We start from the raw sequence: 20,952 nt of genomic DNA, 5'->3' as shown, positions 1-20,952 counted from the left end.
GATGAGGACGGGCGTCACAGGCCGGCTCAGGCCGCGGCGCGGGGCAGCCCGTAGCGCGCCGCCGGCCGGGCGTTCGAGAGATGGGGCAGCATCTGCTGCCGCGCCGCCTCGTAGGCCTCCCAGTCACCGGCATCCGGGAGCGCCGGAATGGTTACGAACTCGCCCGCATCGAGCCCGGCGAGCGCCGCATCGACCATGTCCCCGGGAGTCATGACCCAGGATTCCGGTAGGTTGCCGAGCGGGTTGCCGGCGATCTCCCAGAACTCCGTGCCGGTGGCCCCGGGCAGCACGGCCTGGACCCGCACACCCGTCTGGCCGAGTTCCTTGCGCAGCGACTGGCTGAAGGCGAGCACGAAGGCCTTGCTCCCCCCGTAGACGCCGTTGAGGATCTCCGGGCCGATCGCCACGATCGACGCGATGTTGATGAGGGTGCCGCCGCCCCGCGCCACGAGCCCGGGCACGGCCGCGTAGGTGAGGCGCATCACCGCCGTGACGTTCACGGCGATCATCGCGGCCATGCGCTCGACGTCCGAGGCGAGGAGCGGCGCCGCGGCTCCGAAGCCCGCATTGTTCACGAGCATCGTCAGGCTGTCGTCGGTGCGCAGCACCGTCTCGACGCCGGCAAGCTGCGCGGGATCGGTCAGGTCGGCCGCGATCGTGCCGACGGCGCGGCCGTGACGCGCGGTGATCCCCTCGGCGACCGCCTGGAGGCGCGCGGCGTTGCGGGCAACGAGGATGAGGTCGTGGCCCCGGGCCGCCAGGCGATCGGCATAGACGGCGCCGATCCCCGCCGAGGCGCCCGTGACGAGGGCCGTTCCGCTGTTCCGCTCGGTCGTCATGATCTCTGTCCACTCGAGCCGCGCCGGGGCGGCGATGGCAGGACCCTACGGCTGGACCCCTTCGTCTCAAATGTCGTATATACCACTTTTCAGGACATGGGAGCGACCCGATGCGCAGCGTGGCCTTCCTGCTCTTTCCCGGCTTCCAGATGATGAGCCTCGCGGCCGTGACCGCCTTCGAGCTCGCCAATGCGGCCTCCGGCGATGCCGCCTATACGGTGAACTTCCTGTCGGAGACGGGAGGGCCCGTCGCGAGCTCCATCGGGGCTGCCGTCGAGACGCAGCCCTTCGGGGAGGCCCACCACGACACGGTCGTCGTGGTCGGTGAGCTGTCGGCGGGCCTCGCACCGGCGGGCTTCATCGCCGGCGTGCAGGCGGCGAGCCGGCGTACGCGGCGGATTGCCGGCATCTGCACCGGTGCCTTCCCGCTGGCGCAGGCGGGCCTGCTCGACGGGCGGCGGGCGACCACCCATTGGGCCTATGCCCGCGCGCTTCAGCGCCTCTATCCGGCGGTGAAGGTGGAGGAGGACCGCATCTTCATCGCTGATGGTCCCGTCTGGACCTCGGCCGGGATGACCGCCGCGATCGATCTCGCGCTCGCCCTGATCGAGGAGGATCTGGGGCGTGACATGTCGCGGGCTCTGGCCCGCAAGCTCGTGGTCTATCACCGGCGCTCGGGCGGCCAGTCGCAATTCTCGGCGCTCCTGGAGCTCGAGCCGAAATCCGACCGGATCCAGAGCGCCCTCACCTATGCGCGGCGCAACCTGCGCAACCCGCTGTCGGTCGAGGAACTCGCCGAGGCCGCGCATCTGAGCCCGCGCCAGTTCAGCCGGGTCTTCCGCGCGGAGACCGGGCAATCCCCCGCCAAGGCAGTGGAGAACCTGCGCCTCGAAGCGGCCCGGGCGATGATGGAGGACGGCCGCCACGCGATCGACGTGGTGGCGCGGGAGACGGGCTTTGCCGACCGCGAGCGGATGCGGCGCGCCTTCCTGCGCGCCTTCGGGCAGCCGCCGCAGGTGATCCGCCGCAGCGCCCGCGCCGAGGAGATCCGGGCCGCCTGACCGGCGATGTCCGGAAATGCGGGGTTTACGACATTCCGCCCCCCGGACCGCCAGCCTAGGCTTGGGCATCCGCCTCCTGTCCCCGGGATGCCCTCGCCATGTTCCAGGTCACGATCAACGGCCGCGACCATCGGGTGGATGTCGAGCCCGACACGCCGCTCCTCTGGGTCCTGCGGGACACGCTCGGCCTCAGCGGCACCAAGTACGGCTGCGGCATCGCCCAGTGCGGCGCCTGCACGGTTCTGGTCGATGGTCAGGCGACCCGCTCCTGCCAGCTGCCGATCGAGAGCCTGGGCCCCGCGAAGGTCCAGACCATCGAGGCCATCGAGCAGGATCCGGTCGGCCGCAAGGTGGTGGAGGCCTGGGTGTCGGGGCAGGTGCCGCAATGCGGCTACTGCCAGTCGGGTCAGGTCATGGCCGCCACCGCCCTCCTCAAGCAGACGCCCAGGCCGACCGACGCGGACATCGCGGCCGCGATGACCAATCTGTGCCGCTGCGGCACCTACAACCGCATCGCCGCCGCCGTGCGGCAGGCCGCCGCCTGAGGAGGCCGGCATGACGCAGCTCCCGACATCCGACCTCTCGGCTGCCGTCCCGGTCGTCGCGCCCGAGGGCGTCGCCAATCTCTCCCGCCGCCGCTTCCTCGGCACCGCCGCGGGTGCGCTGGTGCTCGGCATCGCCCTGCCGGGCGGCCGGGCGCGAGCCGAGGCGCAGGGTCCCGCCGAGGGGGCGGGCGCCGTCGCGCCCAAACCCGGCACCCGGGTGCCGGCCTTCCTGGAGATCCGCCCGGACGGCACCGTGCGGCTGCTCAGCCCCTTCGTCGAGGGCGGGCAGGGCATCGCCACCGGCATGGCGCAGATCGTCGGCGAGGAGCTCGACGTGAACCCGGCCCGCTTCCTGGTAGAATGCGCGCCGCCCGGTCCCGACTACGCCGTGGTGAACGGCCTGCGCATGACCGGCGGCAGCTTCTCCACCCGCTCCAGCTACGCGCTGATGCGCCAGCTCGGCGCCACGGCCCGCGACATGCTGATCCGCGCCGCCGCCGCTCGGCTGAAGGTGCAGGAGAGCGAGCTCACCACCCGCGACGGCACCGTCCTGCACCAAGCCTCGGGCCGCGCCCTGCCCTATGGCGATCTCGCCGCCGCGGCCCTGGCGCTCAAGCCCAGCGAGAGCGTGCCCCTGCGCGACCCGAAGGACTTCCGCTACATCCGCCAGCCGGTTCCCCGCATCGACGTGCGCGACAAGTCGACCGGGCGTGCGGTCTATGCCATCGACCTGACGGTCGCGGGCATGCTCCACGCCGCAATCCGGCACGCACCCTATCCGGGGACCGAGCCCGAGAGCCTCGACAACGAGGCCGAGGTCCGGCGGATGCCCGGCGTGCACGGGGTGCATCGGGTCCCCGGCGCCGTGGCGGTGACGGCCGACAGCTGGTTTCGGGCCCGCAAGGCCGTCGACGCCCTGAGCCTGCGCTGGACCGCCCCGAAGCCGCACGGGATCGACACCGTGGCGGCCGACTTCTCGTCGGAGGGCATGCGGGCGGCGCTTGGCTCGGCGACGGGGCAGGGCCACGTGGCCGAGCAGGAGGGCGACGTTGAGGGTGCCTTCGCGCGCGCCGCCACGATCATCGAGGCCGAGTACCACGCGCCCTACCTCGCGCATGCGCAGCTCGAGCCGCCCTCCGCCATCGCCCGCTTCAACCCGGACGGCACGCTCGATGTCTGGACGCCCAACCAGATGCCGGAGGTGTTCCAGGCGGTCTCGGCTCAGGTCGCGGGGCTTGCGCCCGACAGGGTGCGGATCCACTCGCCGATGCTCGGCGGCTTCTTCGGCCGCCACTTCTCCTACGGGCCGGCCAATCCCTATCCGCAGGCCATCCTGCTGGCCAAGGTGACGGGCCGGCCCGTGAAGGTGCTGTGGTCGCGCGAGGAGGAGTTCCTCAACGATGCGCTGCGCCCGCTGAGCACCAGCCGGTTCCGTGCCGCCCTGGACGCCGCCGGCCAGCCCACCGCGATCACGGTGCGCACGGTCGGCGAGGGGCCAATCGGCCGCTGGTTCGGGGCGGTGTTCAAGAGCCCGGTCGATTCCTCCGCGGTCGAGGGGATCGTCGAGAAGCCCTACGCCATCCCGAACCGCCGCATGACCTTCGTGAAGCTGGCCCATCCGGTCACCATCGCCTTCTGGCGATCGGTCGGCCACTCGATGAACGACTTCTTCTACGAGGGCTTCCTCGACGAGGTCGCGCAGGCGGGCGGGCAGGACCCCTTCGCTCTGCGGATGGCGCTCCTCAAGGACAAGCCGCGCCACCGCCGGCTCCTCGAAGAGGTGGCCGATCTCGCGGGCGGCTGGAGGCGGGGCCCCTACGAGGCCGAGGGCGGCAGGCGCGCGCGGGGCATTGCCATGGCCTCCCCCTTCGGCTCGGAGACCGCCACCATCGCGGAAGTCTCGGTGGAGGGCGGCGAGGCGCGGGTGCACAATCTCTGGATCGCGTTCGATCCAGGCAGCGTGGTCAACCCGGCGATCGTCAGGGCGCAGGTGGAATCGGCGGCGGCGCTCGGGCTGTCCGCGGCCCTGTTCGAGCAGGTGGTCTACCGGGACGGCCTGCGGCAGGCGCGCAACTTCGACGCCTATCCGATCCTGCGCCGCGAGCACATGCCGGCGGTGCATGTGCGCATCATCGAGAGCGGCGCGCCGATGGGCGGCGTCGGCGAGCCCGGCCTGCCCGGCGTGCCGCCGGCGGTGGCGAATGCGGTCGCGGCGCTCACCGGCCAGCGCATCCGGGCGCTGCCGCTTGCCAACGCCAAGCTGTCCGGCGCCTGAACCGATACCGGGACGGAACAGCTCGGCAGGCTTGCGTTGCCCTCCTCCCGCGGAGCGGGCGGTCGTGATCGGGCAACCTTGCGGCGATCTCGGCCTGACTTGCGCTCCGACACCCGTTCTGCAAGGGCGGGGCGGTGCCGCAGGAGACAGCCATGAGCCGCGAAACCCCGCCCGCCTGGTCGAAGCGCAGCCTCGCCGCGCAGGCGATGGGCCATATCGATCCGCTGACGAAGGCGGTCGTGCCGCCGATCCACCTCGCCTCGACCTATATCCGCGATCCCGACAACCAGTACAGCTCGGGCTATTGCTACGGCCGGCCGGACAACGCCACGGTGCGGGAGGCCGAGGCCGTGCTCGCCATGCTGGAGGAGGCGCCGGCCGGGGCGCTCCTGTTCGGCTCCGGCATGGCGGCGGCCACCGCCGTGTTCGGGGCGCTCGATCCCGGCGACCACGTGGTGGCGCCGACCGTAATGTACTGGGCCCTGCGCCGCTGGCTCGGCCAGGAGGCGACGCGCTGGGGCCTCAAGGTCGATTTCGTCGCGACCGACGACCTCAATGCCCTGCGGGCGGCCGTGATCCCGGGCAAGACCAAGCTCGTGTGGCTGGAGACCCCCGCGAACCCGCTCTGGACCATCACGGACATCGCGGCGGCTGCGGAGATCGCCCATGCGGCGGGCGCGCGGCTCGCGGTCGATTCCACCGCCGCCTCGCCCGTGGTCACGCGCCCGCTCGCGCTCGGAGCCGACGTGGTGATGCATTCGGCCACCAAGGTGCTGAACGGGCATTCCGACGTGATCGCGGGCGTGCTGGCCGGGGCGCGGATCGATGCGTTCTGGGCCCGCATCCAGAGCGTGCGCTCCAGCCAGGGCGCCATCCTGGGTCCCTTCGAGGCCTATCTGCTGCTGCGGGGCCTGCGCACCCTGCACCTGCGCATCGCTGCCCAGATGGCGGGCGCTGCCGCGCTCGCGGAGCGCTTCGCGGCCCATCCTTACGTCCTCGCCGTGCTCTATCCGGGCCTGCCGGAACATCCGGGCCACGCGGTCGCGGCCCGGCAGATGGAGGGCGGGTTCGGCACGATGCTGTCGATCCGCGTGAAGGGGGGCGAGGCGGCCGCGATCGGGACGGCTGCCCGCGTCGCCCTCTGGAAGCGCGCCACCTCGCTCGGCGGCGTCGAGAGCCTGATCGAGCACCGGGCCTCCGTCGAGGGGCCCGGAACCCCCTGCCCTCCCGACCTGCTGCGCCTCTCCACCGGCATCGAGGATCCGGACGATCTGTTCGCGGATCTCGACGCGGCCCTGCGCGGGGCGGCCTGAGGCCGCCCCGCGCGGGCGGGCTGAGGTCGCCCTGCGCGGGCGGGCTGAGGCGGTGCGGCTCATGGTAAACTGCCCGTAAATGCGGATGCCGCCGCGGGAAACGGGTGTGCCGAGGATTCTCTCGACACGCCGCCCTTCATCGAACCGATCCCATCCCGGCGCGTTCTCCTGCAAAGCTCATTGTGCCCGGGGATCCGCCATGCCTGCCGCCCTGCCTGCCGCGCTTCTCGGTGCGCAGCTCATCCTCACCGCTGCGGCCGACGGTCCGCCGCGCTTCGACGTCGCCGCGACCTGCAACTCGCCCGGCCGGAACGCCGTGGCCGCCGAATCCAGCTCGGATGGCTGCCTGCGCTCCGAGCGCGCTGCGGGCGACGAGCTGCGCAAGCGCTGGGGCGACTTCTCCGCCGCCGCCAAGCGCCAATGCTCGCAGCAATCGCGGGCCGGCGGCTTCCCGAGCTATGTCGAAATGCTGACCTGTCTCGAACTCGCCAGCGGGAACGTGCCGGCGCGGGGTCCCGAGAACCGCGCCACCACGGGCCAGGGCAGTGTCGGCCCGGCAGCGACGGGCAGCACCGGCAGGGCCGCCAGAGGCGGTGGCAGCGCGCTCACGGACGAGCCCTCGCCCCGTCAGCGCACCGATCCGCTCAAGGTGCTGGGCAAACCCGCGCAGTGAACCCGGATCGATGCGGCGGTGAGTCGTTGCGTCGTCGGTGTCGGTGAAGAGCCGGACCGGCGCCTCACCGCGTGCGGCCCGCCTCCGGGAGTAGGCGGAACTCCTGGAGCGCTCTGCGCCGTACGGGATGCCGGTTCGGCGCCAGAGAGCGCGACACGGCACAGCTCCGACCGGCCCGCCGGCACAGCGCCCCTCGCCAGTGTGGTGGCAGAGGATCTCGCCGGCGAGCGGCGATGCCCCTGGGACCGGTCGCGCATCGAGGTGCCGGCCTTGCGGCCCGTGCTCTCGACCCCTCGCGGCCTTCCACGGTGCGCATAGCTCCGCCAGGGGGCGTTCTGCGGATCCTTGGCACGGCCGGATTGACGCCAGACCGATGACGCGACTGGCGGACGGCTCGACAGGCGCGGCGACCGCTGTCAATCCCGAGGCTGCTTGCGACCCCGGGTGCTGGGTCCCGCGCGGGAATCGGGGTGGCGCCCCGAAGGAGATGGGTGTGGTGGACACGATCTTTGCACCGGCCTCGGGGTTCGGACGGGCTGCCGTCGCGGTGGTGCGGATCAGCGGCCCCGGGGCCGCGGCGGCTCTGGAGGCACTGACGCGCCAGCCCCCTCCCCCGCCGCGGCGCCTGTCGCTGCGGACGCTGGTCGCTCCCGGGAGCGGCGAGATTCTGGATCGGGCGCTCGTCGCCTGGATGCCGGCTCCCGGCACCTTCACGGGCGAGGACAGTGTCGAGCTCCAGCTCCATGGCGGCCCGGCGGTGCGGGCGGCCGTGCTGCGGGCCCTGGCGCATCTGCCCGGCCTCGCTCCCGCCGAGCCCGGCGCCTTCACGCGGCGGGCCTTCCTCAACGGCCGCATGGACCTCACGGAGGTCGAGGGCCTCGCCGATCTGATCGATGCCGAGACGGAGGCACAGCGGCGCCAGGCGATGCGCCAGCTCGACGGCGCCCTCAGCCGGCTGGTGGAGGATTGGCGCGCCACGCTTCTCGACGTGCTGGCGATGACGGAAGCGGCGCTCGATTTTTCGGACGAGGGCGACGTGGATGCGGAGACGCTCACGACGGCCGGGCTCGCGGCGGCTACTCGGGTCCGCGACGGGATCCTGTCGGCTCTGGCGAATGGACGCCGGGGAGAACGGCTGCGCGAGGGTCTCATGGTGGTGCTGGCGGGCGCGCCGAATGCAGGGAAATCGACCCTGCTCAATGCGCTGGCGCGGCGCGACGCTGCCATCGTCTCGGCCATCCCCGGCACCACCCGCGACGCGATCGAGGTGCGCTGCGATCTCGGTGGTCTGCCGGTGATGCTGGTGGATACGGCGGGCCTGCGCGAGAGCGTGGACGCGATCGAGGTCGAAGGGATGGCGCGCAGCCGAAGGCGGATCGCGGATGCGGATCTCGTGCTCTGGCTGGTGCCGCCGGAGGGCTCCGGCGAGACTCCGCCCGCTGGCGCGCTGGTGGTCCGCACCAAGGCGGACCTCTCCTCCCCTTCTCCCGGGGACGGTCTCGCGATCTCGGCGCTCACCGGACAGGGGCTCGATGCCCTGCTCGACCGGATCGAGGTCTCCGCCCAGGCCGCCCTCGGTCAGGGCGATGCCGTCGTCACGCGGGAGCGGCAGCGCCTCGCCCTGGAAAGCTGCGCGGAGCATCTCGACCGCGCGATCGCCGGAGCCGCTTCGCTGCCGGCAGAACTGGTGGCCGAGGACCTTCGGCTGGCGGTGCGGGCGCTCGGCGAGGTGGCCGGACGGGTGGGTGTCGAGGAGATGCTGGACCGGCTGTTCGCGAGCTTCTGCATCGGCAAGTGAGATCGGCAATTGAGGCGCCTGTTTCACGTGAAACAACGGCCCGGTAGGCTTCGATTCCGCGTTGACGCCCGCGCCGGCTCGGATCACATCACGGCCATGCACAGTCTCGACCGCACCCGCTTCGACGTCATCGTCGTGGGCGGCGGCCATGCCGGCGCGGAAGCCGCGGCGGCGGCCGCGCGCACCGGCGCCCGCACGGCCCTCGTCACCCACCGCCGGGACACAATCGGCGCCATGTCCTGCAACCCCGCGATCGGCGGCCTTGGCAAGGGCCATCTGGTACGCGAGGTGGATGCCCTCGACGGGCTGATGGGGCGCGCCGCCGACCGGGCCGGCATCCAGTTCCGCCTGCTCAACCGCCGCAAGGGCCCAGCGGTGCGCGGACCGCGCACGCAAGCCGACCGCAAGCTCTATGCCCGCGCTATTCAGGCAGCCCTCGGTTCGGTACCGGGCCTCACCCTCGTCGAGGGCGAGGCCCATGATCTCACCGTCACGGAGGGCCGCGTGACCGGCATCGTGATGGCGGATGGACGCGCCCTCCCCTGCGCGGCCGTGGTGCTCACCACCGGGACCTTCCTGCGCGGTCTGATCCATATCGGTGAGCGGACGACGCCCGCTGGCCGCGTCGGAGAGGCGCCCTCCCTCGGGCTCGCTGCCACCCTGGAGCGGCACGGCTTCGGACTCGGCCGGCTCAAGACCGGAACGCCGGCGCGGCTCGACGGGCGCAGTATCGACTGGGCGGGCGTCGAGCGGCAGGCTGCCGACGACGAGCCGGTGCCCTTCTCGACCATGACCGAGCGGATCACCACGCCGCAGATCGAGTGCGGCGTCACCCGCACGACGCAGAGCGTGCATGACCTGATCCGGGCCAACCTGCACCGCTCGCCGATGTATTCGGGCGGCATCACCAGCCGCGGACCGCGCTACTGCCCCTCGATCGAGGACAAGGTGGTGCGATTCGGCGACCGCGAGGGGCACCAGATCTTCCTCGAGCCGGAGGGCCTCGACGATCTCACGGTCTATCCCAACGGGATCTCCACGGCCCTGCCCGAGGAGGTCCAGCGGGAGATCCTGCGCCTGATCCCGGGCTGCGAGCGGGCCAGGATGCTGCGTCCGGGCTATGCCATCGAGTACGACTACGTCGATCCGCGCGAGCTCGATCCGACGCTGCAGACGCGCCGTATCGCCGGCCTGTTCCTGGCCGGGCAGATCAACGGGACCACCGGATACGAGGAGGCGGCGGGACAGGGCCTCGTCGCCGGCCTGAACGCGGCGCGCCTCGCGGGCGGGGCCGACCTCGCCGTGTTCGACAGGGCCGAATCCTATATCGGCGTGATGATCGACGATCTCGTCACCCATGGGGTGAGCGAGCCCTACCGCATGTTCACCTCGCGCTCCGAGTACCGCCTGAGCCTGCGCATCGACAATGCGGATGAGCGCCTGACGCCGCGCGGCCTCGCCCTCGGCTGCGTCTCGAGCGAGCGCGCCCGGCATTTCGCGGCCGGCCGCACGGCCCTGAGCGCGGCGCGGGCGCGCCTCGATGCGCTCAGCCTGACACCCACCGAGGCGGCGCAGCACGGCCTCAGCCTCAACCGCGACGGTATCCGCCGCTCCGCCTTCCAGCTCCTCTCCTATCCGGAGATCAGCTGGGAGTGTCTCGCCGGGATCTGGCCGGAACTCGGCGCGATCCCGGCCGCCCTCGCCGAGCGGCTGCGGACCGATGCGACCTACGCGGTCTATCTCGATCGGCAGCAGGCCGATATCGCGGCCTTTCGCCGGGATGAGGCGGTGCGGCTGCCCGCCTCCCTCGATTACAGCCGGATCGCCGGTCTCTCGAACGAGCTGCGCGCCAAGCTGGAAGGGGTCCGGCCGCACACCCTCGGCCAAGCGGCCCGGATCGAAGGCGTCACGCCTGCCGCGCTGACGCTGCTGGCGGCCCATGCGCGGCGGGTTCCCGCCCCCTCCCCGGCCGAGGCGTGATGTCCGCTTCGGATCGCGATCGGGTCCTCGCGGCGGCCGCTGTTTCACGTGAAACAGCCGCGGCGCTCGACCTCTATGTCGCCCAGCTCGCCCGCTGGCAGACGGTCAAGAACCTCGTCGGCCCCTCCACCCTGCCGGAGGTGTGGACGCGGCACATCGCCGATTCCCTCCAGCTCCTCGACGCTGCCCCCGGTGCGACGCGCTGGTTGGATCTCGGCAGCGGCGCCGGCATTCCGGGGTTGATCCTCGCCATTGCCGGCCGCGAGGCCAGGCCCCAGATGCAGGTCGATCTCGTGGAGAGCAATGCCCGCAAGGGCGCCTTCCTCCAGGAAACGGCGAGACTGACGGGCGCGTCGGCCCGCATCCATGTCAGCCGCATCGAGAGCGTGATCGGCCGCTTCACGGGTGTCGAGGTCGTCTGCGCCCGGGCGCTTGCCCCCCTGCCCCAGCTCCTCGCCTGGACGGCCCCACTGTTGAAAAGCGGCACCATCGGCCTGTTTCCGAAGGGGCGCGAGGCCCAATCCGAATTGACCGCCGCCCGCGAAACATGGACATTCGAGGCGGACGTGATTCCGAGTCGGACTGATTCCTCCGCGGGAATCGTCCGCATCTCCAGCTTGAGCGGCCAGCTTCCATGATCGTGGACCGAACCGAGGCCCAGGCGGGTGGCACTTCGCGCCCCCTCCGCATCATCGCGCTCGCCAACCAGAAGGGCGGCGTCGGCAAGACCACGACCGCCATCAACCTCGGGACCGCGCTCGCCGCGATCGGCGAGCGGGTTCTCATCATCGATCTCGACCCGCAGGGCAACGCATCGACGGGCCTCGGCATCGACCGGCGTCAGCGCCGCCTCTCCACCTACGACGTGCTGGCGGGCGAGGCTCCGCTCCGGGAGGCCATCCGGGCGACCGCCGTCCCGCGTCTTGCCATCGCCCCCTCCACCATGGACCTGCTCGGCCTGGAGATGGAGATGGCGAGCGCGCAGGATCGTGCACATCGGCTGCGCCGCGTGCTCGAGCCCGTGACCCGGAGCGATCTGCCGGATGAGGAGCGCTTCACCTACGTCCTCATCGACTGCCCGCCCTCCCTCAACCTGCTCACCATCAACGCGCTCGCGGCGGCTGACGCGGTGCTGGTACCGCTGCAATGCGAGTTCTTCGCGCTGGAGGGCCTCAGCCAGCTCCTGCGCACCGTCGAGCAGGTCAAGGGGGCGCTCAATCCGCGCCTCGCCATCCAGGGCATCGTCCTGACGATGTTCGACCCGCGCAACAATCTGTCGACCCAGGTCGTCGCGGATGTGCGCGAGTTCATGGGCGACAAGGTCTATGACACCATGATCCCGCGCAACGTACGCGTGTCCGAGGCCCCCTCGCACGGCAAGCCCGTGCTGCTCTACGACCTGAAATGCGCCGGCTCGCAGGCCTATCTGCGGCTCGCATCCGAGATCATCCAGCGCGAAGGGCGCCTCCCCGCTGCCGCCTGACAGGGCCCGGGGCTGACACATAAGGACAAGACCATATGGCGGACGAGGTAGTCCGGCCGCGGCTCGGGCGTGGGCTCGCGGCGTTGATCGGTGACGTGAGCGAGGATGCCCCACCGGCGAATGCCGACCGCAAGGGCCAGCGGCGGGTCCCGATCGAGTTCCTGCGGCCGAACCCCCGCAATCCGCGCCGCCACTTCGCCGAGGCGGAGCTGGAGGAGCTGGCGGCCTCGATCCGCGCCCGCGGCGTGATCCAGCCCATCGTCGTCCGTTCGGTCGCCAAGGTTCCGGACACTTTCGAGATCGTGGCCGGTGAGCGACGCTGGCGCGCTGCGCAGCGCGCCGGCCTGCACGAGGTTCCGGTGGTCGAGGTCGAGATCGACGACCGCACCTCCCTCGAATACGCGATCCTGGAGAATGTTCAGCGCGCCGACCTCAATCCCATCGAGGAGGCTGCGGGCTATGAGCGGCTGATGAGCGAGTTCCGCTACAGCCAGTCCGAACTCGCCGAGATCATCGGCAAGAGCCGCAGCCATCTCGCCAATACGCTGCGCCTCCTCAACCTGCCGCCCGCCGTGCAGGAGCAGGTCATCGCCGGGGCGCTTACGGCCGGCCATGCGCGCGCATTGCTCTCGGTCAATGATCCGGAGGCGGTGGCGCGCCGCGTCGTCGCGGAGGGGCTCACCGTTCGGGAGGTCGAGGCCCTGGCCGCATCCGAGCAGCCGACGGAGGCCGGTCCGCGGCCGGGTCGTCCGCGCAGCAAGCAGGCTCCGGAGAAGGACGCCGACACGCGCGCGCTGGAACGGCGCCTGGAGGATGTTCTCGGCGTCACCGTGTCGATCGAGCACCGCGGCAGCGGTGGCGAGGTGCGCCTGCGCTATGGCAGCCTGGAGCAGCTCGACGGGCTCTGCCGCCGGCTGGAGATGCAGTAGGGCCGAGGCACGGACCAACGGTCACTGGAAATGACCGTTGGCATCAGTTCGCCACCGGCTGCGCCGACCCTGACAGATGACACCGGCCGTCATGCGGAGGTGTTCCGAAGGAGCCTCGAAGCACCCCGGACTGGTGATCCCATCCACCAGAGCCTCGGACCACCGTTCAGGGGCGCTACGAGGGCCGGCTCGCGCCGGCCACCTCAGCATGAGGAGCGGGGCGGCTGACACGCAGGTCAGGTTCTATTCAGGCGCGGCGGCTGGCTTCGAGGGCCAAGCGCAGAAACACGTCGCTGGCGATGCTATGCGCAAAATCGGCGTCCGCCCGGCGGCAGGCCAACACCGCCTCCTGCAGCCGTGTCACGGCCCGCCGTAGCCCGTCGGGCGACCAGCGCGCGAGCTGGATCTCGACGATCTTTTGCCGGCGAAAATGCAATCCGCGCCAATTCGCCACCAGCTGGCTCGGGCTCTTGCCGTCGCCTTCGAGCCGGACCGTCAGCAGCGTCAGGACGTGGCGCAACCCCGCTCCCAGCATCACCGAGGCGTCCATGCCCTCGGTCTGGAAGCGGCGGTAGCTGCGCTCCGTCTCGCCGGCCTGGCCGGCGAAGGCCGCATCGATCAGCGCATTGAGCGCCGATCCCGAGACGTCGCTGGCGATCGCCTCGACATCCTCCAGCGTGATCTCACCCCGGCCCCGCGCATAGAGGGCGAGCTTCTCGATCTCGCCGAGACTCGCCCTCCGGTCGCCGCCGAGGCTGGCAACGAAGACCTCGCGGGCGTCGCGGGCGATCCGCAGGCCCTCGTCCTGCAAGCGGCTGTCGATCAGCTCGGCCAACGTCCGCGCATCGTCCGGATAGCAGGGGAGGGCGAGTGCCCGCTGAGACCGCTCGCAGAGGGCCCGCAGGGGCGCCGACTTGGCGAGGTCGCCGGCCTCGACGACGATGCGTGTCGCGGCGAGTTCGGCTTTGAGCACCGCCTCGACGGCCGGCGCATAATTGCGGCTGCCGGGCCGGACCCAGATTGCGCGCTGGCCGCCGAACAGACCGACGGTGCCGGCCTCGTCCACCAGCCGGCCGGGATCGCCCGCGAGCGTGTCGCCGTCGAGCTTGACCAGGGCGAAAGGGTCGGACGGGTCTGCGACGGCGCTCTCGGCGAGGCGCCGTGCCCGCTCGGCCACAAGTCCCGTATCGGGGCCATAAACCAGGATCACCGCGATGCGCGGATCGGGGCCGCGCCGCAGCAGCCCCTCGATATCGCCGGGGCGGACGGCCGTCACGGCTGCGTGGCGAGGATCGCCGCCACCCGCGTCTTGATCTGATCCGCGAGGAGCTTGGCAAGGCGGATCTCGGCGTCACGCGCCGCGCGCAAGCTCGCGAAACGCTGCACCGAGCGGTCATAGGTGGCGAGCCCGGTCGCGGTGCCGTCGGTCAGCGTGCGGCTGCCATCGAGCGTGACCACCTTGTAGGTGGCGGTGCCGTAGAGGGTGGCGGCTTCGGCGCGGGCCGTTACCGAGCTGACGAGCGGCGTCTGCACCGTCTCATTCACGGCAAGCTGGAGGCGGTAGCGCTTCTCCGAAGGCTGGCCGGAGCCATCGAGATCGAAGACGAGCTCGCTGCGCAGGTAGTGGCCGAGGCGCTCCTGGCCCTGCGGTGTCGTCGCCTGATCGACCTGGATCGAGGCCAGGACTGCGCTCAACGGGGCGCCCGAGGCGGTCGGCCCGTAGAGCGGCCGGAAACAGGCCGAGAGACCGAGCATCAGGGTTGCCGCAAGCGCGAACCGTCTTGCTGTCCCGACCATGCTGCGTGCCATTCCGGTCCGTCCCACACGTGTCGCGGATCTGCCCCGAGGCGGGCGGCCCGCAGGAGGCCAAGCCTGCCTGGGGCAGACCATAGCTCGGATCGTTTAAGGAAGCTCTGCGGCAGGAGCGTGATCGCGGGGAGCGCTGTCCCCGCTTTCCTCATGCGACCACATTCACGATGCGCTGCGGCACCACGATCACCTTGCGGGGCGCCTTGCCGTCGAGGGCGCGCTGGACCGCTTCGAGAGCGAGCACGGCGGCCTCGACGAAGGCCGCGTCGGCCTCCCGTGGGACCGTGACATCCGCACGCTTCTTGCCGTTCACCTGCACCGGCAGGGTCATGCTGTCCTCGACGAGGAGATCGCGCTCGACTTCGGGCCAGGCAGCCTCGGCGACGAGGCCGGGCTGCTCCAGCACCGCCCAGGCGGATTCGGCGAGATGCGGCATCATCGGCGCGAGGAGCTGAACCAGGATCGTCCCGGCCTCCAGAAGGGCAGGGCGGCTCAAGGTCGCCTGGCCCGCGAGCGCGTCCTGGAGGGTGTTGGCGAGCTCATAGATATGCGCCACGCAGCGATTGAAGCGCAGGCGCTCGATATCCTCGCCCACCGCCGCCAGGGCCTTGTGCGCGGCCTTGCGCAGGGCGAGATCCGCCGTCGCGTCCCCGCTCGTCTCCGCGCGCGCCGCGATCTCGTTGACGAGGCGCCAGACGCGCTGGACGAAGCGGGAGGCGCCCTGCACGCCATCCTCGGTCCAGATCACGTCGCGCTCCGGGGGCGAGTCGGAGAGCATGAACCAGCGGGCGGTGTCGGCGCCGTAGGACGCGATGATGTCGTCCGGATCGACGACATTGCGCTTCGACTTCGACATCTTCTCGATGGCGCCGATCGTGACCGGCTCCGCGGTTTTCACGTGAAACGCACGGCGCTCCCCGTCCTCGACCGTGATGCGCACCTCGGCGGGCTGCACCCAGCCGCCGGCCGCGTCCTTGTAGGTCTCGTGGACCACCATGCCCTGCGTGAACAGGCCCGCGAAGGGCTCCTCGGCGCCGCCCCAGCCGGCCCTGCGCATCGCCCGGGCGAAGAAGCGCGAGTAGAGCAGGTGCAGGATCGCGTGCTCGATGCCGCCGATATACTGGTCCACCGGCAGCCAGCGATCCGCCGTCGCCGGATCGGTCGGCGCGTCTTCGAGCCAGGGCGCGGTGAAGCGGGCGAAGTACCAGGACGAGTCCACGAAGGTGTCCATGGTGTCCGTCTCGCGCTTGGCCGGCGCGCCGCAGGACGGGCAGGGGACGTTGCGCCACGCGGCGTCCCGCTCGAGCGGGTTGCCGGGCTGATCGAAGGAGACATTCTCCGGCAGCTTCACCGGCAGGTCCTCCACCGGCACCGGCACCACGCCGCAGGATTCGCAGTGGATCACCGGGATCGGGCAGCCCCAGTAGCGCTGGCGTGAGATGCCCCAGTCGCGGAGCCGAAACTGCACCCGCCGCCGCGCCACCGGCGCGTCGCCGAGCCGCTCGGCTTCGAGACGCGCGGCCACCGCCTCGAAGGCCTCCTGCGAAGTCATCCCGTCGAGGAAGCGCGAATTGATCATCCGGCCGTCGCCCTCATAGGCGGTGTCGGTGATCGTGAAGGTGGCGGGATCCTGGCCGGGCGGGCAGACCACCGGCGTGTTGCCGAGGCCGTATTTGTTGGTGAAGTCGAGGTCGCGCTGGTCATGCGCCGGGCAGCCGAAGACCGCGCCCGTGCCGTATTCCATCAGCACGAAGTTTGCGACATAGACCGGCAGCAGCCAGGACGGATCGAACGGGTGGCGCACCCGCAGGCCCGTATCGAACCCAAGTTTTTCCGCCGTGTCGATCGCCTCCTGGGCGGTGCCCATGCGGTGGCATGCGGCGATGAAGTCCTGGAGGGCCGGTTGCGTCGCCGCGACGCTCGCAGCGAGCGGGTGGTCGGCGGCGATCGCCAGGAACTTCGCGCCGAACAGGGTGTCGGGCCGCGTCGTGTAGACCTTCACGTCCGGGGCGACGCCCGCAGGCGGGCTGGCGAGCGCGAAGCGGACCTCCAGCCCCTCGGAGCGGCCGATCCAATTCTTCTGCATGAGCCGGACCTTCTCCGGCCAGCGCTCCAGGCCGTCGAGCCGGTCGTTCAGGTCCTGCGCGTAATCGGTGATCTTGAAGAACCACTGGGTCAGCTCGCGCTGCTCGACAAGCGCGCCCGAGCGCCAGCCGCGCCCGTCGATCACCTGCTCGTTGGCCAGCACGGTATGGTCGACCGGATCCCAGTTCACCTTGGCGGTGCGCCGCGCCACCAGCCCGGCCTTCAGGAAGTCCAGGAACATCCGCTGCTGGTGCTTGTAGTAGGACGGGTCGCAGGTCGCGATCTCGCGGCTCCAGTCCAGCGACAGGCCCATGGCCTGGAGCTGCGAGCGCATGGTCGCGATATTGGCATAGGTCCAGTCGCGCGGGTTGATCTTGCGCTCCATGGCGGCGTTCTCGGCCGGCAGGCCGAACGCGTCCCAGCCCATCGGATGGAGCACATTGAAGCCTTTGGCCCGCTTGTAGCGGGCCACCACGTCGCCCATGGCGTAGTTGCGCACGTGGCCCATATGGATGCGCCCCGATGGGTAGGGGAACATCTCAAGCACGTAATAGGTCGGCCGCGGGTCGTCGTTGCGGGTGCGGAAGAGATCGCGCTCGGCCCAGACCGCCTGCCAGTGGGGCTCGGATTCCTTCGCATTGTAACGTTCGGCCATGGGGAGCGTCTTCATCGAACCGTGGGCGCCGGCCGCACAAGGCCGGAACCGGGAGGCGAAACGGGAAAGCGCCGCGGCCGCAAACGGTTGAGCTTGCCCGGCCCGGCGCCGGCGGACTAGGACACGGTTTGGTCCCCGGGGTCAACGGTTGAGCCGGCCGGGGCGGCGCGAGGGAGAGCCGGAATGATCGAGCCTGCGGCGGTCGCGGCGAATCTGGCGGCGGTGCGGGCCGAGATCGCCCGCGCGGCCCTGGACCACGAGCGCGACCCGGCTTCCATCGCCTTGATCGCGGTCTCGAAGACCGTGCCGGGTGAGGGGATCCTGCCCGCCCTGGAGGCGGGCCAGCGGCTCTTCGGCGAGAACTACGTGCAGGAGGCCAAGGCCAAGTGGCCGCTCCTCCGCGAACGCTACCCGGATGTCGAGCTCCACATGATCGGCCCGCTGCAATCGAACAAGGCGCGGGAGGCGGTGGAACTGTTCGACGTGATCCACTCTCTCGACCGGCCCTCGCTCGCCGCCGCCCTCGCCAAGGAGATGCAGCGCACGGGCCGCCGGCCGCGACTCCTCGTCCAGGTCAACACAGGCGACGAGCCGCAGAAGGGCGGCGTTTCGCCGGCCGAGGTCGATGCCTTTCTGGCCGCCTGCCGGGATACGCACGGCCTGACAATTGCCGGGCTGATGTGCATCCCGCCCGCTGCGGATCCACCCTCGCCGCATTTCGCGCTGCTCGCCCGAATCGCGGCGCGGCACGGCCTCGGCCTGCTCTCGATGGGAATGAGTTCGGATTTCGCGGCGGCGATCCAGATGGGCGCCACCCATGTCCGCGTCGGCACGGCGATCTTCGGCGCGCGCGCCTCCAAGGGATGATCGGCCGGCGCCGGGGCCGCTTCGCGGAGCGCGGCCTCGGGGGCGGGTGCAGCCTGCCTCAGCGCGCTCGGAGGCGCTCAGTTCGTGTGCAGGCGCCGGATCTCCTCGCGGGCCTGTTCCAGGAAGCGCAGGCGATCGTCGTCCGAGAGCAGCACGAGCGCGTCGACATCCCCGCGATACCGCACGCCGATGTCCCACAGCGTGCCCTTCGGGCCTTCGGCCGCGTGGATCTGCCGGGCGCGCACGATTTCGGTCGCAGTATACGCGTCGAGCAGCATGCGCGTCTCCCTGTCTCCAGGTTGTGAGGTTGGGCGCACACTACAGGAGGTCCAACGGCAAGGCGAGCGTGGCAGCGTTACCAATGTTTCCGAACTTCAAACCGGCCCGACGTTGCACTGCAGCGGAAAAGACCAGGGACAGTGTTGTGAGCAGTGTTCATTGTGCGGTTGCGAAGAGATGGTCAGATCAGAAGCCGGGTGGCCGGACCGAGACGGATGAGGAGACGGCGGAGATCCGGCCGGCGCAGGGCCACGCAGCCTTCGGTGGGCCGGAAACCCGGACGCGCGACGTGCAGGAAGATGGCGCTGCCGCGCCCGGGCCGGATCGGGCCACGGTTGTAGTCGAGGTCGATCACAAAATCGTAGAGGTTGTCCTCGCGCCACATCCGCTCGGCGCTCACGCCGGGGGCCGGGAGGGCGATCGGGCGGTTGTAGCGCCGGTCGCGCGGGTCGTCGCACCAGCCATCCTGCGGGCGGATCGGGCGGAGCCGCAGGCCGGAGCGAGGCCGGATGCCGACGTGATCGGGCCGGTAGAAGCCGGCGCGCAGGCGGAACCGGCCCTGCGGGGAGGCGCCGTCCCCCTCGCGCTTCGTGCGGGTGCGGCCCGTCCTGCCGAGGGCGCAGGGAATCTGCACGGGCCCGGCGATGAGCGTGCCGCGGGAGCGGTCGAGCACGCTCGCGCGCACGCGCAGGAGCGGAAGGGTGATGCGCTTCATGGCGGCCAAGGTTTAGGACGATCGCGCCCGCGGTTCCAGGCGCCGCGACGGGGACAGGGGGAGAGCCGGATGGGGAGGGGCAGGGACGACGCGGTGCCCGACTGGCTCGGGTGGCTGCCGCCGCGGCTCCTTGCCATCGATGTCGAGGCGACGGGCCTCGCCGCCCGGGACCGGATCGTCAGCTTCGGCGCCGTCGCCCTCGACACTGCCTCGCTCCTCGGCCCGTCTCCGGCACCGACCTGCCACCACCTGATCTTCGATCCGCAGCGGGTGAGCCATCCCCGGGCCGAGGCGGTGCATGGCTACGACGACTGGCTGCTGCGTCATCAGGATCCCGCGGCGCTCCATCTCAATGCGATCGCGGCCCTCCTCGGGCAGGCCGACCTGATCGTGGCGCACAACGCCGCCTTCGACTTCGGCCTCCTGCAGCGGGAATTCGCCGCGGCCGGCCGGCCCGCCCTCGCGGCCAGGACCTACTGCACCCTGGAGGCCTATCGACGCCGGGGCGAGGCGGGCCCGGCCACTCTCGATGCGGTCTGCCGCCGTGTGCGCCTGCAGCGGACGGGCGAGCGCCATGGCGCGCTGGAGGATGCGTGGCTGGCGCTGCGGGTCTATCTCTGGCTCCAGGGCTGCCCTGTCCGCGTGACGCGGCCGCCGCTCGGCCCGCCGGCCAATCTGCGCCCGCCCCCGCCGCGCCCCGAGGGAGCACTGCCTCCGCGCGTCATCTTCTCTGCGTAGAGCCGTGCGAACGCCCCGTCGCTCCGCCCGTGGACGCGCCCAAGGCGGGCCTTGCCGCGACACCGCGCTCCGCTACTCTCGCCCCCGCATGCTGTTAAGCAGCGGTCCCGTGCCGCATGCGCTGGCCGGCCGGGGCCGCCGTTCGGCCGGAGCATGGACCTTCAGCAGAGCCGGCGCCCGGCGCCGGATCGTGTTCTCGAGAGTGCCGTTCCGATGTCGAACGCCCATCGCCTGCTCGTCGTCGACGACGACCCCTCGCTCCGCGAGACCCTCACCGAGCAGCTCGAGCTCGATGCCGAGTTCGAGGTCGCATCGGAAGAGACCGCGCGGGGCGCCGTCGCACGGGTCACGGCGGAGCGGATCGACCTCGTCGTCATGGATGTCGGGCTGCCCGACATGGACGGGCGCGACGCCGTCAGGCAGATGCGCCAGAACGGCTTCCGCAGCCCGATCATCATGCTGACGGCTCAGACCTCCGAGATCGATACCGTGATGGGGCTCGATGCGGGCGCCAACGATTACGTGACGAAGCCCTTCAAGTTCGCGGTGCTGCTCGCCCGCATCCGCGCGCAGCTGCGCCAGTACGAGGCGAGCGAGGACGCGATCTTCCAGATCGGCCCCTACACCTTCCGGCCCGGCGCCAAGCTGCTCGTCGGGGAGCGCGGCTCGAAGCTGAAGCTCACCGAGAAGGAGACCGCGATCCTGCGCTTCCTCTACCGGGCGGGCCGGCAGGTGGTCGGGCGTGACACGCTGCTCGCCGAGGTCTGGGGCTACAACGCCCAGGTCACGACGCACACGCTGGAGACCCACATCTACCGGCTGCGCCAGAAGATCGAGCCGAATCCGGCCGCGGCCTCGATCCTGGTGACGGAGGGTGGCGGCTACAAGCTGCTGCCCTGATCCCGCCC

General features: G+C 71.1%; 19 protein-coding genes. 13 read left to right on the top strand and 6 right to left on the bottom strand.

Annotation, left to right across the window (positions count from 1 at the left end):
* Positions 1 to 26 precede the first annotated feature (26 nt).
* Positions 27 to 839, bottom strand: a complete 813-nt coding sequence (locus tag MNOD_RS04985; RefSeq protein WP_015927741.1) for an SDR family NAD(P)-dependent oxidoreductase — start codon at positions 837 to 839, stop codon at positions 27 to 29.
* A gap of 110 nt (positions 840 to 949) precedes the next feature.
* On the opposite strand from MNOD_RS04985, the gene MNOD_RS04980 reads away from it, so the two are divergent.
* The 10 genes from MNOD_RS04980 (at position 950) to MNOD_RS04935 (ending at position 12,896) form a co-directional block, all read left to right on the top strand.
* Positions 950 to 1,900 carry a GlxA family transcriptional regulator gene (locus tag MNOD_RS04980; protein ID WP_015927740.1) on the top strand — a complete coding sequence of 317 codons (951 nt, stop codon included), beginning with the start codon at positions 950 to 952 and terminating at the stop codon, positions 1,898 to 1,900.
* A 98-nt stretch (positions 1,901 to 1,998) separates the two neighbouring features.
* Positions 1,999 to 2,445 (top strand): (2Fe-2S)-binding protein, encoded by a 447-nt coding sequence (locus tag MNOD_RS04975; protein ID WP_015927739.1) that lies wholly within the window; start codon positions 1,999 to 2,001, stop codon positions 2,443 to 2,445.
* A 10-nt stretch (positions 2,446 to 2,455) separates the two neighbouring features.
* Complete coding sequence (locus MNOD_RS04970; protein WP_015927738.1) at positions 2,456 to 4,720, top strand: xanthine dehydrogenase family protein molybdopterin-binding subunit; 2,265 nt, start codon at positions 2,456 to 2,458, stop codon at positions 4,718 to 4,720.
* A gap of 152 nt (positions 4,721 to 4,872) precedes the next feature.
* Positions 4,873 to 6,033: a trans-sulfuration enzyme family protein gene (locus tag MNOD_RS04965; protein WP_015927737.1), complete on the top strand. Its 1,161-nt coding sequence runs from the start codon at positions 4,873 to 4,875 to the stop codon at positions 6,031 to 6,033.
* A 199-nt stretch (positions 6,034 to 6,232) separates the two neighbouring features.
* Positions 6,233 to 6,706: a hypothetical protein gene (locus MNOD_RS04960; RefSeq protein ID WP_015927736.1), complete on the top strand. Its 474-nt coding sequence runs from the start codon at positions 6,233 to 6,235 to the stop codon at positions 6,704 to 6,706.
* Between the two features lie 487 nt (positions 6,707 to 7,193).
* Positions 7,194 to 8,504, top strand: coding sequence for a tRNA uridine-5-carboxymethylaminomethyl(34) synthesis GTPase MnmE (gene mnmE, locus MNOD_RS04955; RefSeq protein WP_043748095.1), 1,311 nt, complete (start codon positions 7,194 to 7,196; stop codon positions 8,502 to 8,504).
* A gap of 96 nt (positions 8,505 to 8,600) precedes the next feature.
* Entirely contained in the window at positions 8,601 to 10,484 is a 1,884-nt protein-coding gene (gene mnmG / locus MNOD_RS04950; protein WP_015927734.1) for a tRNA uridine-5-carboxymethylaminomethyl(34) synthesis enzyme MnmG, read from the top strand.
* A complete protein-coding gene (gene rsmG, locus MNOD_RS04945; protein WP_015927733.1) occupies positions 10,484 to 11,122 on the top strand; it encodes a 16S rRNA (guanine(527)-N(7))-methyltransferase RsmG in 639 nt (212 codons plus the stop codon). The genes mnmG and rsmG overlap by 1 nt, the downstream gene beginning before the upstream one ends.
* The gene (locus tag MNOD_RS04940; RefSeq protein ID WP_015927732.1) at positions 11,119 to 11,967 is read left to right on the top strand and encodes a ParA family protein; all 849 of its coding nucleotides are present in this window, start codon (positions 11,119 to 11,121) and stop codon (positions 11,965 to 11,967) included. Before rsmG ends, MNOD_RS04940 begins: the two co-directional genes overlap by 4 nt.
* 35 nt (positions 11,968 to 12,002) lie before the next feature.
* Entirely contained in the window at positions 12,003 to 12,896 is an 894-nt protein-coding gene (locus MNOD_RS04935; RefSeq protein WP_015927731.1) for a ParB/RepB/Spo0J family partition protein, read from the top strand.
* Positions 12,897 to 13,143: 247 nt separating this feature from the next.
* Here the strand turns inward: MNOD_RS04935 and holA are convergent, their stop codons facing one another.
* The 3 genes from holA to leuS all read right to left on the bottom strand — a co-directional run bounded on the left by holA (position 13,144) and on the right by leuS (position 17,445).
* Positions 13,144 to 14,172, bottom strand: a complete 1,029-nt coding sequence (gene holA / locus MNOD_RS04930; RefSeq protein ID WP_015927730.1) for a DNA polymerase III subunit delta — start codon at positions 14,170 to 14,172, stop codon at positions 13,144 to 13,146.
* Entirely contained in the window at positions 14,169 to 14,705 is a 537-nt protein-coding gene (locus tag MNOD_RS04925) for an LPS assembly lipoprotein LptE (protein WP_015927729.1), read from the bottom strand. Before MNOD_RS04925 ends, holA begins: the two co-directional genes overlap by 4 nt.
* Before the next feature lie 148 nt (positions 14,706 to 14,853).
* Positions 14,854 to 17,445 (bottom strand): leucine--tRNA ligase, encoded by a 2,592-nt coding sequence (gene leuS, locus MNOD_RS04920; protein ID WP_043748091.1) that lies wholly within the window; start codon positions 17,443 to 17,445, stop codon positions 14,854 to 14,856.
* A gap of 183 nt (positions 17,446 to 17,628) precedes the next feature.
* Here leuS and MNOD_RS04915 point away from each other — a divergent pair, with 183 nt between their 5' ends.
* Positions 17,629 to 18,312 (top strand): YggS family pyridoxal phosphate-dependent enzyme, encoded by a 684-nt coding sequence (locus tag MNOD_RS04915; protein ID WP_015927727.1) that lies wholly within the window; start codon positions 17,629 to 17,631, stop codon positions 18,310 to 18,312.
* A 77-nt stretch (positions 18,313 to 18,389) separates the two neighbouring features.
* Here MNOD_RS04915 and MNOD_RS04910 read toward each other — a convergent pair whose 3' ends face one another.
* Positions 18,390 to 18,590, bottom strand: coding sequence for a hypothetical protein (locus MNOD_RS04910; protein ID WP_015927726.1), 201 nt, complete (start codon positions 18,588 to 18,590; stop codon positions 18,390 to 18,392).
* Positions 18,591 to 18,772: 182 nt separating this feature from the next.
* Positions 18,773 to 19,306, bottom strand: coding sequence for a L,D-transpeptidase family protein (locus MNOD_RS04905; RefSeq protein ID WP_015927725.1), 534 nt, complete (start codon positions 19,304 to 19,306; stop codon positions 18,773 to 18,775).
* Positions 19,307 to 19,375: 69 nt separating this feature from the next.
* On the opposite strand from MNOD_RS04905, the gene MNOD_RS04900 reads away from it, so the two are divergent.
* Together MNOD_RS04900 and MNOD_RS04895 are read left to right on the top strand one after the other, a co-directional pair.
* Positions 19,376 to 20,044, top strand: a complete 669-nt coding sequence (locus MNOD_RS04900) for a 3'-5' exonuclease (RefSeq protein WP_015927724.1) — start codon at positions 19,376 to 19,378, stop codon at positions 20,042 to 20,044.
* 213 nt (positions 20,045 to 20,257) lie between these two features.
* Positions 20,258 to 20,944, top strand: coding sequence for a response regulator transcription factor (locus tag MNOD_RS04895; protein WP_015927723.1), 687 nt, complete (start codon positions 20,258 to 20,260; stop codon positions 20,942 to 20,944).
* Positions 20,945 to 20,952 lie beyond the last annotated feature (8 nt).

It is taken from the genome of Methylobacterium nodulans ORS 2060 (assembly GCF_000022085.1).
In the GTDB taxonomy this organism is placed as follows: Bacteria; Pseudomonadota; Alphaproteobacteria; order Rhizobiales; family Beijerinckiaceae; genus Methylobacterium; species Methylobacterium nodulans.
This window is presented reverse-complemented; position numbering and strand designations above follow the sequence as displayed.

Coding starts and splice junctions, on each gene's coding strand:
- MNOD_RS04985 (WP_015927741.1), bottom strand. CDS start 839: ATGACGACCGAGCGGAACAGCGGAACGGCCCTCGTCACGGGCGCCTCG.
- MNOD_RS04980 (WP_015927740.1), top strand. CDS start 950: ATGCGCAGCGTGGCCTTCCTGCTCTTTCCCGGCTTCCAGATGATGAGC.
- MNOD_RS04975 (WP_015927739.1), top strand. CDS start 1,999: ATGTTCCAGGTCACGATCAACGGCCGCGACCATCGGGTGGATGTCGAG.
- MNOD_RS04970 (WP_015927738.1), top strand. CDS start 2,456: ATGACGCAGCTCCCGACATCCGACCTCTCGGCTGCCGTCCCGGTCGTC.
- MNOD_RS04965 (WP_015927737.1), top strand. CDS start 4,873: ATGAGCCGCGAAACCCCGCCCGCCTGGTCGAAGCGCAGCCTCGCCGCG.
- MNOD_RS04960 (WP_015927736.1), top strand. CDS start 6,233: ATGCCTGCCGCCCTGCCTGCCGCGCTTCTCGGTGCGCAGCTCATCCTC.
- mnmE (WP_043748095.1), top strand. CDS start 7,194: ATGGGTGTGGTGGACACGATCTTTGCACCGGCCTCGGGGTTCGGACGG.
- mnmG (WP_015927734.1), top strand. CDS start 8,601: ATGCACAGTCTCGACCGCACCCGCTTCGACGTCATCGTCGTGGGCGGC.
- rsmG (WP_015927733.1), top strand. CDS start 10,484: ATGTCCGCTTCGGATCGCGATCGGGTCCTCGCGGCGGCCGCTGTTTCA.
- MNOD_RS04940 (WP_015927732.1), top strand. CDS start 11,119: ATGATCGTGGACCGAACCGAGGCCCAGGCGGGTGGCACTTCGCGCCCC.
- MNOD_RS04935 (WP_015927731.1), top strand. CDS start 12,003: ATGGCGGACGAGGTAGTCCGGCCGCGGCTCGGGCGTGGGCTCGCGGCG.
- MNOD_RS04925 (WP_015927729.1), bottom strand. CDS start 14,705: ATGGCACGCAGCATGGTCGGGACAGCAAGACGGTTCGCGCTTGCGGCA.
- leuS (WP_043748091.1), bottom strand. CDS start 17,445: ATGGCCGAACGTTACAATGCGAAGGAATCCGAGCCCCACTGGCAGGCG.
- MNOD_RS04915 (WP_015927727.1), top strand. CDS start 17,629: ATGATCGAGCCTGCGGCGGTCGCGGCGAATCTGGCGGCGGTGCGGGCC.
- MNOD_RS04910 (WP_015927726.1), bottom strand. CDS start 18,590: ATGCTGCTCGACGCGTATACTGCGACCGAAATCGTGCGCGCCCGGCAG.
- MNOD_RS04905 (WP_015927725.1), bottom strand. CDS start 19,306: ATGAAGCGCATCACCCTTCCGCTCCTGCGCGTGCGCGCGAGCGTGCTC.
- MNOD_RS04900 (WP_015927724.1), top strand. CDS start 19,376: ATGGGGAGGGGCAGGGACGACGCGGTGCCCGACTGGCTCGGGTGGCTG.
- MNOD_RS04895 (WP_015927723.1), top strand. CDS start 20,258: ATGTCGAACGCCCATCGCCTGCTCGTCGTCGACGACGACCCCTCGCTC.